Origin of the sequence: Pelomonas sp. CA6, assembly GCF_022549225.1 — a bacterium.
Taxonomy (GTDB): Bacteria; Pseudomonadota; Gammaproteobacteria; order Burkholderiales; family Burkholderiaceae_C; genus Roseateles.
Map to the genome: position 1 here is coordinate 113999 of NZ_JAKZFD010000005.1, position 13674 is coordinate 127672.

General features: G+C 71.0%; 12 protein-coding genes. 4 read left to right on the plus strand and 8 right to left on the minus strand.

The window, feature by feature from the left end; genetic code table 11:
* Positions 1–56: 56 nt before the first annotated feature.
* Complete coding sequence (locus LZ017_RS10260; RefSeq protein WP_241396728.1) at positions 57–1322, plus strand: EAL domain-containing protein; 1266 nt, start codon at positions 57–59, stop codon at positions 1320–1322.
* On the opposite strand, the gene LZ017_RS10265 is transcribed toward LZ017_RS10260, so the two are convergent.
* The 3 genes from LZ017_RS10265 to LZ017_RS10275 form a co-directional block, all read right to left on the minus strand.
* Positions 1319–3364 carry a S9 family peptidase gene (locus LZ017_RS10265; protein ID WP_241396729.1) on the minus strand — a complete coding sequence of 682 codons (2046 nt, stop codon included), beginning with the start codon at positions 3362–3364 and terminating at the stop codon, positions 1319–1321. The two genes, LZ017_RS10260 and LZ017_RS10265, sit on opposite strands and share 4 nt — an antisense overlap.
* A gap of 73 nt (positions 3365–3437) precedes the next feature.
* Positions 3438–3662, minus strand: coding sequence for a hypothetical protein (locus tag LZ017_RS10270; RefSeq protein ID WP_241396730.1), 225 nt, complete (start codon positions 3660–3662; stop codon positions 3438–3440).
* Between the two features lie 10 nt (positions 3663–3672).
* Positions 3673–4524 carry a MoxR family ATPase gene (locus tag LZ017_RS10275; protein ID WP_241396731.1) on the minus strand — a complete coding sequence of 284 codons (852 nt, stop codon included), beginning with the start codon at positions 4522–4524 and terminating at the stop codon, positions 3673–3675.
* 92 nt (positions 4525–4616) lie between these two features.
* Between LZ017_RS10275 and LZ017_RS10280 the strand changes: the two genes are divergently transcribed.
* Both LZ017_RS10280 and LZ017_RS10285 read left to right on the plus strand, forming a co-directional pair.
* Positions 4617–5252, plus strand: a complete 636-nt coding sequence (locus LZ017_RS10280; protein WP_241396732.1) for a cytochrome c — start codon at positions 4617–4619, stop codon at positions 5250–5252.
* 127 nt (positions 5253–5379) lie between these two features.
* Positions 5380–6639, plus strand: coding sequence for an HD-GYP domain-containing protein (locus LZ017_RS10285; protein ID WP_241396733.1), 1260 nt, complete (start codon positions 5380–5382; stop codon positions 6637–6639).
* 22 nt (positions 6640–6661) lie between these two features.
* On the opposite strand, the gene LZ017_RS10290 is transcribed toward LZ017_RS10285, so the two are convergent.
* Positions 6662–8290, minus strand: a complete 1629-nt coding sequence (locus LZ017_RS10290) for an FAD-dependent oxidoreductase (protein ID WP_241396734.1) — start codon at positions 8288–8290, stop codon at positions 6662–6664.
* A 109-nt stretch (positions 8291–8399) separates the two neighbouring features.
* Between LZ017_RS10290 and LZ017_RS10295 the strand changes: the two genes are divergently transcribed.
* The gene (locus LZ017_RS10295; RefSeq protein ID WP_241396735.1) at positions 8400–9284 is read left to right on the plus strand and encodes an urease accessory protein UreD; all 885 of its coding nucleotides are present in this window, start codon (positions 8400–8402) and stop codon (positions 9282–9284) included.
* A gap of 21 nt (positions 9285–9305) precedes the next feature.
* Here LZ017_RS10295 and urtE read toward each other — a convergent pair whose 3' ends face one another.
* From urtE to urtB, 4 genes are read right to left on the minus strand one after another with little or no spacing between them, the layout of a single operon-like run.
* Positions 9306–10010, minus strand: a complete 705-nt coding sequence (urtE, locus tag LZ017_RS10300) for an urea ABC transporter ATP-binding subunit UrtE (RefSeq protein ID WP_241396736.1) — start codon at positions 10008–10010, stop codon at positions 9306–9308.
* Between the two features lie 16 nt (positions 10011–10026).
* A complete protein-coding gene (urtD, locus tag LZ017_RS10305) occupies positions 10027–10893 on the minus strand; it encodes an urea ABC transporter ATP-binding protein UrtD (RefSeq protein WP_241396737.1) in 867 nt (288 codons plus the stop codon).
* The gene (gene urtC / locus LZ017_RS10310) at positions 10890–12056 is read right to left on the minus strand and encodes an urea ABC transporter permease subunit UrtC (RefSeq protein WP_241396738.1); all 1167 of its coding nucleotides are present in this window, start codon (positions 12054–12056) and stop codon (positions 10890–10892) included. Before urtC ends, urtD begins: the two co-directional genes overlap by 4 nt.
* Positions 12053–13672, minus strand: a complete 1620-nt coding sequence (urtB, locus tag LZ017_RS10315; protein ID WP_241396739.1) for an urea ABC transporter permease subunit UrtB — start codon at positions 13670–13672, stop codon at positions 12053–12055. The genes urtC and urtB overlap by 4 nt, the downstream gene beginning before the upstream one ends.
* Positions 13673–13674: the final 2 nt, after the last annotated feature.

A 13674-nucleotide genomic window follows, 5' to 3' on the forward strand; every position in this document is an offset into this window, starting at 1 on the left:
AGGCGGTTCATTATCCACGGCGTGCATTTGCTTACGTTCGACCGAGAGGGGGTGGTATGGACCAGGGCGACGTGGATCTGACCTTGCAGGCCCTGCATGGGGCCCTCGCGCAACGCGAGGGGCGCTGGTTCGCGGCGTTCCAGGGCCTGGAGCTGTCCACCCATTTCCAACCCATCTACAGCTTTCCGCACCGCCGGCCGGTGGGTTTCGAGGCCCTGGTGCGGGTGCACGACGGGCAGGGCGGGGCGGTATCACCGATCCGCGCCTTCGAATCCGCGCGCGGCGCCGAGCAGCAGCTGATGCTGGACCGGCTGTGCCGGCTGCTGCACGTCCGCAACTTCCTCGCCCAGCGGCAGGACGACTGCTGGCTCTTCCTGAACATCCACCCGGCGGTCTTCGTGCGCGCCGCGGCCCAGCCCCTGATGCTGGCCGGCGCGGTGGAGGCGATGGAGCAGCTGGGCATGCCGCTGCACCGGCTGGTCTTCGAGGTGACCGAGGACGTGATGGCGCAGGAGCAGGACTTCGAGTCCGCGGTGAAGGCGGCGCGCGCCACCGGCTGTCTGCTGGCGCTGGACGATTTCGGTGTCGGCCATTCCAACTTCGACCGCATCTGGCGCATGCGGCCGGAGATCGTCAAGCTGGACCGCAGCCTGCTGCTGCGCGCGCTGGAATCCAACTCCATGGCGCGCGTGCTGGCGCAGATGGTGGCGCTGCTGCACGAGTGCGGGGCCATGGTGCTGCTGGAGGGCGTGGAGACCCGCGACGAGGCCCATGTGGCGCTGGACGCCGACGTGGACCTGGTGCAGGGCTATGCCTTCGGCCGCCCCGGCGCCGAGCTGCTGCGCGGCGGGGTCAGCGCGGAGATCGAGGACATCTGGTCGCTGTTCGACGAGCGGCTGCAATCGCGCCGGCGCGGCGCCGCCGAGCGGCTGGGGCCTTTCCGCACCGCGCTGGCGCTGGCGTTGCAGCCGCTGCAGGAAGGCCAGCCCTTGGCCCTGGCCTGCCAGGCCTTTCTGGCGTTGCAGGGCAGCCAGGTCTGCTACCTGCTCGACGAACAGGGCCGCGAGCTGGGCGAGCGCGTCACGCTGCGCAGCGCCGAGCCCGACCCGCGCTTCGCGCCCATCGAGCGCGCCGGCGACGCACGCTGGGCGCGCCGCCCCTACTTCCGCCGCGCCATCGAGGCCGTCGGCGAGCTGCAGGTCACGCGGCCCTATTTGAGCCTGCACGGCTCGCGGCTGTGCGTGACGCTGTCGGTCGCCTACTGGTCCGCGGGGCGGTTGCGCGTGCTGTGCGGCGACGTGGACTGGAGCGCGTCGGACTAGGCCCGCGCGCTCCGCGGCTTGCGTGCCGCGCGCCGGCCCGGGTCGTGGCGCGCCAGCCAGTCGAAGAACTCGCGGTACCAGAGCTGGCTGTTGCGCGGCTTGAGCACCCAGTGGTTCTCATCCGGGAACCAGACCAGGCGCGCCGGCACGCCCTGGGCCTTGAGCGTGTTGTAGTACATCAGGCCCTGGGCGTCGGGCACGCGGTAGTCCAGCTGGCCGTGGATCACCAGCGTGGGCGTGCGCATGTGGCGGGCGAAGCCGTGCGGGCTCTGCGCGGCGACGCGCTGCGGCTCGTCCCAGTAGTGCGCGCCCAGCTCCTTGGGGAACCAGTCGAAGGCATCGGCCGCGAACATGGACTGCCAGTCGTAGCAGCCGGCATGGCAGACATAGGCCTGGTAGCGCCCGGGCTTCAGGTGGCCGTTCATCCACGCCACCATGTAGCCGCCGTAGCTGCCGCCGGTGGCGAACAGGCGCTGGCGGTCGCTCCAGGGCTTCTTCAGCAGCCAGTCGGTGGCCGCCTCCACGTCCTGCAGCTCCAGCTCGCCCCAGCGGTGCGTGATGGTGTCCAGGAAGCCATGGCCGAAGCTGGACGAGCCGTGGTAGTTGACGCAGGCCACCACATAGCCCTGCGCGGCGAAGGCCTGGTGGTTCCAGCGCCAGTGCCAGCCATCGCCGAAGGCGGTGTGCGGGCCGCCGTGGATCACGTGCATCACCGGGTACTTCTTGCGCGCGTCGAAGCCGGGCGGGTAGACCAGCCACATCTGCACCTGCTCGCCCTGCGCGCCCTTGAACCAGACCTCCTCGTGCGCGCCCAGGCGCAGCGGCGTCAGCAGCGCGTCGTTGAAGCGCTCGATGCGCCGCGCGCGCGCCTCGTCGCCCTCCTGCTCGACGACGCTGATGCGCGACGGATGCTGCAGGCTGTCGTGCTGCACGACCAGGGTGCCGGCTTCCAGCGCGAAGCCGGTGGTGGTGCCGCCGTTGAAGAGCACGAAGGGCTCGCAGGTCTTGACGTCGAAGCGCCACAGGTGGCGCCGGCCCTGGTCCTCGGCGCAGAAGATAACGCCCAGGTCGTCCTCGTCCCAGCGCAGCGGGGCGGCGACCTCGCGGTCCCAGTGCTCGGACAGCACCGCCCAGTGGCCGTGCGTGTCCAGCACGGCCAGCTGCTGGGGCATGGTGTGGCGCAGCGCCTGGTGGCTGGCCAGGAAGGCCAGGTGCTGGCCGGCATGGCTGTAGGCCGGCGCGGCGAAGTCCCAGTCCTTGTCCTGCAGCAGCGTGCGCACCGTGCCGCCGCGCAGTTCGATCTCGGCCAGCGCGTGGCGCGCGTCCAGCTTTTTCACCGGGGCCGGATCGAACGCGAACGCGATGCGGCGGCCGTCCGGCGAGATGGCGAAGGTGTGGGCGTCGGGCTCGGCGCGGTTCAGCTCGTAGTCCGTGCCTTCGAACAGGTCGCGCGTGCGCCCGCTGTCCACGTCGATGACGTGCAGGTGCGGCACGCGGCCCATGGGGATGTGGTGGTCCCAGAAGCGGTAGACGCTTTCCTCGGTGGTGTAGGCGCTTTCCTTGCGTTCCTTGTGCGCCTTCAGCGCGCGCGCCTGCGCGGCCGCGCCCTTGAGCTGCGGCCAGACCCAGGAGACGAAGGCGATGCGCTTGCCGTCCGGGAACCACTTGAAGGCCTCGACGCCGGTAGCGATGCGGCTGACGCGGCGCGCCTCGCCGCCGTCGGGCGGGATGACGTAGAGCTGCGGCGCCTCGTCCTTTTCGCCCTGCTGCTCGCGCCGCGCGACGAAGGCGATCAGGTCGCCGCGCGGGCTCCATTGCGGCTGGCTGTCCTTGGCCTCGGGGCTGCCGGCCTGGGTCAGCACGCGTGGCTCGCCGCCCAGCGTGGACAGCAGCCACAGCGAGCTGGCCGAGCTGTTCTTGTCCATGTCGTGGCGCGTCAGCGCGACCACGGCCTGGGCGCCGTCCGGCGAGAGGCTGGGCGCGCCCACGCGCTCCAGCTGCCACAGGGTCTGGACGTCCAGGGTCCGGCTGTTCTTGCTCATCGGTTTCCTTTGTCAGGGACTTGGCGTGGCGCCATGGGGCGCCGGCCACGGGGCGGCCCGTGCCGCCATGGGGTCAGGTCTTGCGCGGCAACAGAAGCCGGCGCATCAGCCAGCGGCAGCCGCCCATGCCGGCCAGGATCAGCAGCAGGCCCAGCAGGTGGGGGCCCGAGAAGCCCGGCGTGGCGAGGACGTCCACGCCCAGCCAGCGCGACAGCTGCCAGCCGGCCAGCCCGCCAAGCACGAAGCCCAGCGCGTCGGCCAGCCCCTCTCGCAATGCGGCACGGGTGTCGAAGGCCATCGCGTCGCGCTCAGCGGTTGCGGCTCTGCATCATCACCAGCTTTTCGAACAGGGTCAGGTCCTGCTCGTTCTTCAGCAGCGCGCCCACCAGCGGCGGGATGGCGATCTTCTCGTCCTGCGACTGCAGCGTCTCCAGCGGAATGTCCTCGGCCAGCAGCAGCTTGAGCCAGTCGATCAGCTCCGAGGTGCTGGGCTTCTTCTTCAGGCCGGGCAGCTTGCGCACCTCGTAGAAGGTCTTCAGCGCCGCGGCGAGCAGCTCCTTCTTCAGGCCGGGGAAGTGCACGTCCACGATGGCCTGCATGGTGTCCGGCTCGGGGAACTTGATGAAGTGGAAGAAGCAGCGACGCAGGAAGGCGTCGGGCAGCTCCTTCTCGTTGTTGGAGGTGATGAAGACCAGCGGCCGGTGCTTGGCGCGCACCCATTCGCGGGTCTCGTACACATAGAACTCCATGCGGTCGAGTTCGCGCAGCAGGTCGTTGGGGAACTCGATGTCGGCCTTGTCGATCTCGTCGATCAGCAGCGCCACCGGCTGCTCGGCCGAGAAGGCCTGCCACAGCTGGCCCTTGACGATGTAGTTGCGGATGTCCTTGACCCGCTCGTCGCCGGCGCCGGCGAGCTGGCTGTCGCGCAGCCGGCTCACCGCGTCGTATTCGTACAGCCCCTGCTGCGCCTTGGTGGTGCTCTTCACATGCCACTGCAGCAGCGGCAGGTTCAGTGCGCGGGCCACCTCTTCGGCCAGCATGGTCTTGCCGGTGCCCGGCTCGCCCTTGATCAGCAGCGGGCGCTGCAGCGTGATCGCGGCGTTGACCGCCAGCATCAGATCCGGGGTGGCAACGTAGTGCTCGGAACCTAGGAATTTCATGTGTTGTATCAAAGACAGCGAGTCTCGGTTCAGTATATAAGCGGCCCCTATAATCGCCGGCCACATCCGACCACTGTGATCACATCGGGACCATGAAGACGATACTCAAAATTTCGCTCGCATTGGCTCTGGCCGCTTCCGGCACCGTCAACGCCCAGGAGGCCAACATCCAAGCCAAGGTTGCCATGTGCATCGGCTGCCACGGCATCCCCGGCTACCAGTCCAGTTTCCCCGAAGTGCACAAGGTCCCGATGATCGCGGGCCAGAACTCCAAATACATCGCGGCGGCGCTGACCGCCTATGCCAAGGGCGAGCGCAAGCACCCGACCATGCGCGGCATCGCGCAAACCCTGAGCGACAAGGACATCGCCGAGGTCGCCGCCTATTACGAGCAGCAGGCCAAGGTCAGCGCGCCCGAGAGCCTGCCGGCCGCGCCCGAGGCGGTGGCCAAGCTGCTGGAGAAGGGCGCCTGCGTGTCCTGCCACGGCGCCAACTTCAGCAAGCCCATCGACGGCAGCTACCCCAAGCTGGCCGGCCAGCATGCCGACTACCTGTATGCGGCGCTGAAGTCCTACCAGACCGAGGGTAATCCCGTGGTCGGCCGCGGCAACGCCATCATGGCGGCCCAGGTCAAGCAGTTCAGCCATGCCGAACTGAAGACGCTGGCGGCCTACCTGGCCTCGCTGCCCGGCGAAGTCCGTACGGTGCCGCAGAGCCGCACGCGTTGATGCGCCGCAGGCGCGGGCCGTGAAGATTCCATAAGCCGCCCTCCGGGGCGGCTTTTTGTTGGCAGCAGGCCATTGAGCAGGCGGGGAGCGGGGCGCGATACTGGCGCCAGTTCCAGAATTTGTTGCCATGCTCAAGAAGATCGCGATGCAAGAGCTGCGGCTGGGGATGTTCCTGCAGTCCGTGGAAGGGTCCTGGCTGTCTCACCCGTTCTGGAAGGCGCGCTTCCTGCTGACCGACCCCGAGGACCTGCGCAAGCTGCAGTCCTGTGGCGCCACCGCATGCTGGATCGACAGTGCGCGCGGGGCGGATGTCGGCGGGGATGCTGCGCCCGCCACAGCCGCGGCGGCGCCCGCTGCCGCGCCGGAGCCGGCCTCCGCCACGAGCCTGCCGGCCGAGCCCGCGGCGCCACAGGCCACGGAACCCGCCGCCGCGCCGGCGCGCGTCGAGATGGCCTCGGAGCTGGAGCGCGCCGCGCAGGTGATGAACCGCGCGCGCACCGTGGTCACCTCGCTGTTCGGCGAGGCGCGGCTGGGCCGCGCGGTGCAGACCGAACAGTGCATCCCGCTGGTGGAGGAGATCGCCGATTCGGTCACGCGCAATCCGTCCGCGCTGATCAGCCTGGCGCGGCTGAAGACCAAGGACGACTACACCTACATGCACTCCGTCGCGGTGTGCGCGCTGATGGTTTCGCTGGGCCGCCAGATGGGCTTCAGCGACGCGCAGAGCCGCGAGGCCGGGCTGGCCGGGCTGCTGCACGACGTGGGCAAGATGGCCATGCCGCTGGAGGTGCTGAACAAGCCCGGCGCGCTGACCGACGACGAGTACATGGTGATGAAGTCGCACCCGGTGCGCGGCTTCGAGCTGTTGCGCGAAGGCGGCGCGGTGCCGCATGCGGCGCTGGACGTCTGTTTGCACCACCACGAGAAGATGGATGGCACCGGCTATCCGCGCCGCCTCGCCGGCACGCAGATCAGCCTGCTGGCGCGCATGGGGGCGGTCTGCGACGTCTACGACGCGATCACGTCCAACCGGCCCTACAAGACCGCCTGGGACCCGGCCGGCTCGCTGGCGCGCATGGCGCAGTGGAAGGGCCACTTCGACCCCGAGGTGTTCCAGGCCTTCATCCGCTGCGTCGGCATCTATCCGGTGGGCACGCTGGTGCGGCTGCAGTCCGGCCGGCTGGGCGTGGTGGTCGAGCAGAACGCCACCGCGCTGACCGCGCCCATCGTGCGCGTGTTCTTCTCCACCAAGTCGCAGCTGCCCATCCCGACCGAGGTGCTGGATCTCGCGGCGGCCGACGCCCATGACCGCATCACCGGCCGCGAGGACCCGGCCGAATGGGGCTTCAGCCGGCTCGAGGAACTCTGGACCCAGCCCGCCGGCTGAACCCGCCGCGCCCGCCCGGCCCTCAGCGCGGGCGCGCCTGGATGCGCTGCGCGACGCGCAAGGCGTTGGCGGCGATGGTCAGCGAGGGATTGGTGCCGCCGCTGCTGGGGAAGAAGGACGCGTCGACGATGTAGAGGTTGTCCAGCTCGTGGCAGCGGTTGTCGGCGTCGACCACGCTGTCGTCCGGATTGCTGCCGGCGCGGCAGGTGCCGCAGACATGGGCCAGCATCGCCGGGTTCTCCGCGGCCGCGATGAACTGCGTTCGGAACGGCGTCAGCAGCTCGCGCATGGCCTGGCGCATCAGCGCGACGCGCTTCTGGTCCTGCGCATGCAGCGTGTACTCCAGCACCGGCCGGCCGTCGTGCAGGCGCAGGCGGTTGCCGGCCAGCGGCAGGTCCTCGCAGATGCTGGCCATCACGACACGCCGCTCGGCCAGCTCGCGCAGCACCGGGCGGACCAGCGGCAGCGCGGCGCGCACCAGCGGCGTGGCCAGCGCGAAGGGGCCGGCGGCCAGGTCGTCCAGCAGCGACGCGCCCAGCATGCTCGCCGGCGGCAGCTGGCCGAAGGACTGCACCGTGCCCAGCGGCATCTCGTTGCCGTTGCCGGGCTCGTACCAGTCGTTGAACGCGATCTGCTTGAGCAGCCCCTGCGGTGCCGCCTTGGTGCGTATCGCGTAGAGATCGGTGCCATGGCGCATCAGATGGCGCCCGACCGCGTCGCTGCCGTTGGCCAGGCCGCGCGGCCAGCGCGCGTCGGCCGAGGCCAGCAGCAGCGCCGGCGTGGCCAGCGCGCCGGCGGCGAGCACGACCAAGTCGGCATGCAGGGTCAGGTCTTGCCCATTGCGGCGCGCATGCACCGCGCTGACGCGCCGTCCGTCGGTTTCCAGCCGCGTCACCTCGCAGCGGTCCAGCAACTGCGCGCCATGACGGGCCAGCGCGGGCGCCAGCGCCACGGTGGCGGCGTCGCGCTTGCAGTCGCGCGCGCACAGATAACCCTGGCAGCCGCGGCAGCCCGGTTCGAAGCGGCAGCCCAGCGGGATGTGATACGGGTGCAGCCCGCGGCTGGAGAAGTGGCGTGCCAGCTCCATGGACGCTGGGCTCAGCCCCGGCGGCTCGGCCAGCGCCACCGGGTCCGGGCGCAGCGGGTCGGGGCTGCCGCGCAGCCCGAACAGCGCCTCGGCCTCCTCGTAGAAGGGCAGCAGCTCGGCGTAGTCGAAGGGCCAGCGTTCGGGCAGCGGCAGGTCCAGGCCCGCGTGCTTGGCGCGCGGCTGGAAGTCGCAGGGGAAGAAGCGCTCCAGCGCCATGCCGTACAGCGCGCTGGAGCCGCCCGCGCCGCTGCCGATGAAGGGCAGGCTGCGGCGCAGGCCGCGCGGCGTCTGGATGTCCAGCGGCTCGGCCAGCCGGCCCGCGCGGCGCAGCAGCGCGGCATCCCCGGCGCCGGGCACGCGCGGCGTGTCCAGCGCCAGCTCGGCGTAGCCGCCGCGCAGCGCGTCGCTGGCCGTCAGGTGGTTCTGGCCCTTTTCGACGAAGAGCACGCGCAGCCCCGCGCGCGCCAGCGACCAGCCCAGCAGCGAGCCGCCCACGCCGGTGCCGACGATGAGGCAGTCCCAGTGGCTGCGTTCGGGGAAGTCCAGGGCTTGCGCGGCGTCCATCGGGGTCGGCATTCGTCCAAGTGTGTGGGCCGCATTGTGCCGGGCCGCGCAGCCATTAGCATGCCTGTCCATGGCCGACACTTTTCCTTTCGCTCCGGCAGGCGCCGGCTTGCCCCAGACACCCGGGCCCGTCGACGGAAGCGGGCCACCCGGCGCGGCCGGCCAGCGCTGGCTGGCCCGGCTGCAGGCCGAGTACCGGCTGGAACGCGGCCGCACCGTGGTGCAGCACCGGCACGAGGGGCCGCTGCGCTTGTTGCGCAGCCTCTATCCCGAGGGCGACGCGGTCTGCCACAGCGTGATGGTCCATCCGCCCAGCGGGCTGGTCGGGGGCGATGTGCTGGACATCCAAGTGGCGCTGCAGCCCGGCGCCCATGCGCTGCTCACCACGCCCGGCGCGACGCGCTTCTATCGCAGCGAAGGGCCGCTGGCCTGCCAGCGCGTGGAGGCCCGGCTGGCGCCGGGCAGCCGGCTGGAGTGGCTGCCGCTGGAGGCCATCGCCTATCCTGGCTGCCAGGCCCGCAACGAGGCCCGCTTCCATCTCGCCCCCGGGGCCGAGCTGCTGAGCTGGGACCTCACCGCCTTCGGTCTGCCCGGCGCCGGCCAGGCCTTCGACGCCGGCTGCTTCACCCAGCATCTGGAGATTCCCGGCCTGTGGCTGGAGCGCGGTGCCCTGGACGGCGGCGATGCGCTGCTGAAGGATGGCGCGCTGGGGCTGGCCGGCCACCGCTGCCTGGGCACCCTGGTGTTCGCGGCCGGCGGCGTCTTGTCGCCCGAGCGCCGCGAGCGCGCGTTGGAGCGCGTGCGCGAGCGCATCGAGGCCGATCCGCTGCGGGCCAGCGCCGGCGCCACCTGCGCGCAGGACTCGGTGCTGGTGCTGCGCGTGCTGGCGCCGGTGGTCGAACCCGCGCAGCGGTTGTTGCGTGACTGCTGGGCGCTGTGGCGCGAGCTGCTGTGGGATCTGAAGGGGCAGGAGCCCAGGCTGTGGTCGCTGTAAGGGCGGCGCGACCGGGCGGGTTCAGATCGCCACGAGGTCGCGGATCTCGGGCTGGCGCATCTGCGCGCGGTCGCCGCGGGCGATGACACTGCCGCGTTCCAGCACCAGGAATTCGTCGGCCAGCTCGGCCGCGAAGTCGTAGTACTGCTCGCACAGCAGCACCGCGACCGGGTGGCCGTCCAGCCCCTGGTCGGCCAGCTGGCGGATCACGCGCCCGATGTCCTTGATGATGCTGGGCTGGATGCCTTCGGTCGGCTCGTCCAGCACCAGCACCGAGGGCGAGGCCGCCAGCGCGCGGGCAATGGCCAGCTGCTGTTGTTGGCCGCCGGAGAGATCGCCGCCGCGGCGCGACAGCATCTGCTGCAGCACCGGGAAGAGCTCGTACAGATGCGCCGGGATGGGCCTGCGGCCGGGCTGGCCGGCCAGGCCCATGCGCAGGTTCTCTTCCACCGTCAGCCGGGCGAAGATCTCGCGCCCCTGCGGCACATAGCCGATGCCGGCGCGCGCGCGCTCGTAGGGCGCGGCACGGGTGATGTCGCGGCCCTGCAGCCGCAGCTCGCCGCTGCGGATGGGCACCACGCCCATCAGGCTCTTGAGCAGCGTGGTCTTGCCCACGCCATTGCGCCCCAGCAGCACGGTCACGCGGCCGGGCCGGGCGCTGACGGACACATCGCGCAGGATGTGCGAGCCGCCGTAGTACTGATGGATGTTCCGGGCTTCCAGCATGGTGAATCCTGGGGGTTCAGCGACCGAGGTAGACCTCGATCACGCGTTCGTCGGCCTGCACCTGGGCCAGCGTGCCCTCGGCCAGCACCGCGCCTTCGGCGAGCACGGTGACCTTCTCGGCGATGCGCTCGATGAAGCCCATGTCATGTTCGACGACGATCATCGAGTGGCGGCCCTTGAGCGCGAGGAAGAGCTCGGCGGTGCGCTCGGTTTCAGGGTCGGTCATGCCGGCCACCGGCTCGTCCAGCAGCAGCAGCTTGGGGTCCTGCACCAGCAGCATGCCGATTTCCAGCCACTGCTTCTGCCCATGGCTGAGTAGCCCGGCGGGGCGCTCCATCGCATCCGCGAGCCGGATCAGCGCCAGCACCTCGGCCAGCCGGTCCTTCTGCGCGCCGCTGAGCCGGCCCCACAGCGACGCGCTCAGCGCCCGCGAGCCCTGCAGCGCCAGCTCCAGGTTCTCGTAGACGCTCATCGCCTCGAAGACCGTGGGCCGCTGGAACTTGCGGCCTATGCCCAGCTGCGCGATTTCGGCCTCGCTGTGGCGCAGCAGGTCGATGGTGCCGCCGAAGAACACCGTGCCCTGGTCGGGCCGGGTCTTGCCGGTGATGATGTCCATCATCGTGGTCTTGCCCGCGCCGTTGGGTCCGATGATGCAGCGCAGCTCGCCCGGCGCGATGTCCAGCGAGAGCTTGTGGATCGCGCGAAAGCCGTCGAAGCTGACGCTGACCTCGTCCAGGTACAGGATGCGCCCGTGGGTCAGGTCCAGCTGCCCGGGCTCGATGCGCCGGCCATAGCCGGCGCCGCCGGCGGCCGGGCTGGGGTTCTGCGCGTCCTGGTGCGCGCTCAGGCGCTCCCGGCCTTGCTCCATCAGATCGGGGTTCATGGCGCGCTCCTCGCGGTCTCGTCGGACGCTTCGGGCATCGCGGCGGTCCGGGCCGCGCGGTGCTCGCGCCATTGCCGCGCCAGGCCGATCAGCCCGCCCGGCATGAACAGCGTCACCGCGACGAACAGGGCGCCCAGCAGATAGAGCCAGAACTCCGGCGCCACTTGGGTCAGCCAGCTCTTGGCGCCATTGACGGCGAAGGCGCCCAGAATCGGCCCGAGCAGGGTGCCGCGCCCGCCCACCGCGGCCCACACGGCGATCTCGATCGAGTTGGCCACGCTCATCTCGCTGGGGTTGATGATGCCGACCTGCGGCACATACAGCGCTCCCGCCAGCGCGCACAGCAGCGCCGAAAGCACCCAGGCCGCCAGCTTGTAGGGCAGCGGCGAGTAGCCGCAGAACATCAGCCGCGACTCGGCGTCGCGGATCGCGCCCAGCACGCGGCCGAACTTGGCCCGCGTCAGCCAGCGCAGCAGCAGCGCGCTGCCGATCAGCGCCAGCGCCGACAGCACGAACAGCCCCACCCGCGTGCCCGGCGTGGTGATGCCGTGGCCGAGGATGCGCTTGAAATCGGTGAAGCCGTTGTTGCCGCCGAAGCCGGTTTCGTTGCGGAAGAAGAGCAGCATCGCCGCATAGGTCATCGCCTGCATGATGATGGAAAAGTACACGCCCTGGATGCGCGAGCGGAAGGCGAAGAAGCCGAACACCAGCGCCACCCCGCCCGGCACCAGCAGCACCAGCAGCAGCGTGGCGGCAAAGGAATCGCTCAGCGCCCAGTGCCAGGGCAGGGCCTTCCAGTCTAGGAAGACCATGAAGTCCGGCAGCGTGCTCTGGTACTGGCCTTCGGTGCCGATCTGGCGCATCAGGTACATGCCCATCACATAGCCGCCCAGCGCGAAGTACAGCCCGTGGCCCAGCGACAGGATGCCGGCATAGCCCCAGATCAGGTCCATCGCCAGCGCGCAGATCGCGTAGCAGCAGAACTTGCCCAGCAGGCTCACCCAGTAGGCGTCCAGGTGCAGCGCATGCCCCTCGGGGACGAACAGGTTCAGTGCGGGCACCACCCCGCAGGCCAGCAGCAGGGCCAGGCCCACGCCCAGCCAGCCGGCGCGGCCGAGCAGTGCCGTCGGCCGGGGCAGCGACAGTGACACAGCGGAGCTCATGCCTGCCTTCCCTTCACGGCGAAGAGCCCCTGCGGACGCTTCTGGATGAACACGATGATGAACAGCAGCACGGCGATCTTGGCCAGCACCGCGCCGACCACGCCTTCCAGCGCCTTGTTCGCCAGGCCCAGGCCCAGCGCGGCCAGCACCGTGCCGGCCAGCTGGCCCACGCCGCCGAGCACGACGACCATGAAGGCGTCGACGACGTAGCTCTGCCCGAGGTCGGGGCCGACGTTGCCCACCTGGCTCAGCGCGCAGCCGGCCAGGCCGGCAAGACCCGACCCCAGAGCGAAGGCGTAGGTGTCCACCCGCGCGGTGTGCACGCCGGTGCAGGCGGCCATGCGGCGGTTCTGCGTCACCGCGCGCACGAACAGGCCCAGCCGCGTGCGGCCGATCACCAGGGTCATGCCGGCCAGCACCGCCAGCGCGAAGGCGATGATCACGACGCGGTTGACCGGCAGCGCCAGCCCCGGCAGCAGCGCCAGGCTGCCGCCCATCCACGCCGGGCTTTCCACCGCGACGTTCTGCGCCCCGAACAGGCTGCGCACCGCCTGCATCAGGATCAGGCTCAGGCCCCAGGTGGCCAGCAACGTCTCCAGCGGGCGGCCGTAGAGCCAGCGCAGCACGCTGCGCTCCAGCGCCGCGCCCACCGCCGCCGCGGCCAGGAAGGCCGCGGGCACGGCCAGCAGCAGATAGGCGTCGAACCAGGCCTCGGGCAGCCAGCGACGAACCCCCAGCTGCACCAGGTAGGTGGCATAGGCGCCGATCATCATCAGCTCGCCATGGGCCATGTTGATCACGCCCATCAGGCCGTAGGTGATCGCCAGGCCCAGGGCCACCAGCAGCAGGATGCTGCCCAGGCTGATGCCGCTGAACAGCGCGGCGATGCGCTCGCCCCAGGCGCGGCTGGCCTGCACCTCGCGCAGCGAGCGCTGCAGCGCGCGCCGGACTTCGGGGTCGGCCTCCGCCCCCAGGCGCTCGTTCAGCAGGCGCAGCGCATCGGCGCTGCGGGCCTGGCCCAGGGCCCTGGCGGCGTCCATGCGCTGCGCCGGCACGGGGCTGGCGGCCAGCGCGGCGGCGCGGGCCAGGGCCAGCGCCTCGCGCACGGCGGCGTCCTGTTCGCGCTGCAGCGCGGCCTCCAGCAGCGGCAGGCGCTGCGGCGCGGCGTCGGCGTCCATGTCCTTGAACAGGGCCTGCGCGGCGGCCAGGCGCTCGGCGGCCACCGGGCTGGCCAGGCGCAGGCTGCCCAGCGCGGCGTCGATCTCGCCGCGCAGCCGGTTGTTGACCATCACGTCCTCCAGCGCCTCGGGAGGCGACGCCAAGGGCGCGCCGGTGACGGCGTCTTCCAGCTGGCCATCGGCGCGCTGCAGCAGTACGCGATCTCCGGCCCGCTTCAGCCGGTCCTCGCCCAGGGCCTGGAGCACCGTGGCCAGACGCGCGTCCGGCGGGGTGCCGGGCGCGGCCGCCGCGGCCGCGGCGCTGAGCTGGTTCAGCGCCGCGATGCGCTCGTCCGTCTCGCCCTGCGCCAGCCGCAGGGCCTGGGCCGGGGTCAGGGCCATCGCCGCCGGGGCCAGCGCCGCGATCCACAAGGCGGCCAGTGCGAGCGTGCGCAACATGG

Excerpts from the sequence above, each read along its gene's own strand:
- LZ017_RS10260 (WP_241396728.1), top strand. The coding sequence starts at position 57 with ATGGACCAGGGCGACGTGGATCTGACCTTGCAGGCCCTGCATGGGGCC.
- urtC (WP_241396738.1), bottom strand. The coding sequence starts at position 12,056 with ATGAGCTCCGCTGTGTCACTGTCGCTGCCCCGGCCGACGGCACTGCTC.
- LZ017_RS10270 (WP_241396730.1), bottom strand. The coding sequence starts at position 3,662 with ATGGCCTTCGACACCCGTGCCGCATTGCGAGAGGGGCTGGCCGACGCG.
- LZ017_RS10285 (WP_241396733.1), top strand. The coding sequence starts at position 5,380 with ATGCTCAAGAAGATCGCGATGCAAGAGCTGCGGCTGGGGATGTTCCTG.
- LZ017_RS10280 (WP_241396732.1), top strand. The coding sequence starts at position 4,617 with ATGAAGACGATACTCAAAATTTCGCTCGCATTGGCTCTGGCCGCTTCC.
- LZ017_RS10275 (WP_241396731.1), bottom strand. The coding sequence starts at position 4,524 with ATGAAATTCCTAGGTTCCGAGCACTACGTTGCCACCCCGGATCTGATG.
- LZ017_RS10290 (WP_241396734.1), bottom strand. The coding sequence starts at position 8,290 with ATGGACGCCGCGCAAGCCCTGGACTTCCCCGAACGCAGCCACTGGGAC.
- urtB (WP_241396739.1), bottom strand. The coding sequence starts at position 13,672 with ATGTTGCGCACGCTCGCACTGGCCGCCTTGTGGATCGCGGCGCTGGCC.
- urtE (WP_241396736.1), bottom strand. The coding sequence starts at position 10,010 with ATGCTGGAAGCCCGGAACATCCATCAGTACTACGGCGGCTCGCACATC.
- urtD (WP_241396737.1), bottom strand. The coding sequence starts at position 10,893 with ATGAACCCCGATCTGATGGAGCAAGGCCGGGAGCGCCTGAGCGCGCAC.
- LZ017_RS10265 (WP_241396729.1), bottom strand. The coding sequence starts at position 3,364 with ATGAGCAAGAACAGCCGGACCCTGGACGTCCAGACCCTGTGGCAGCTG.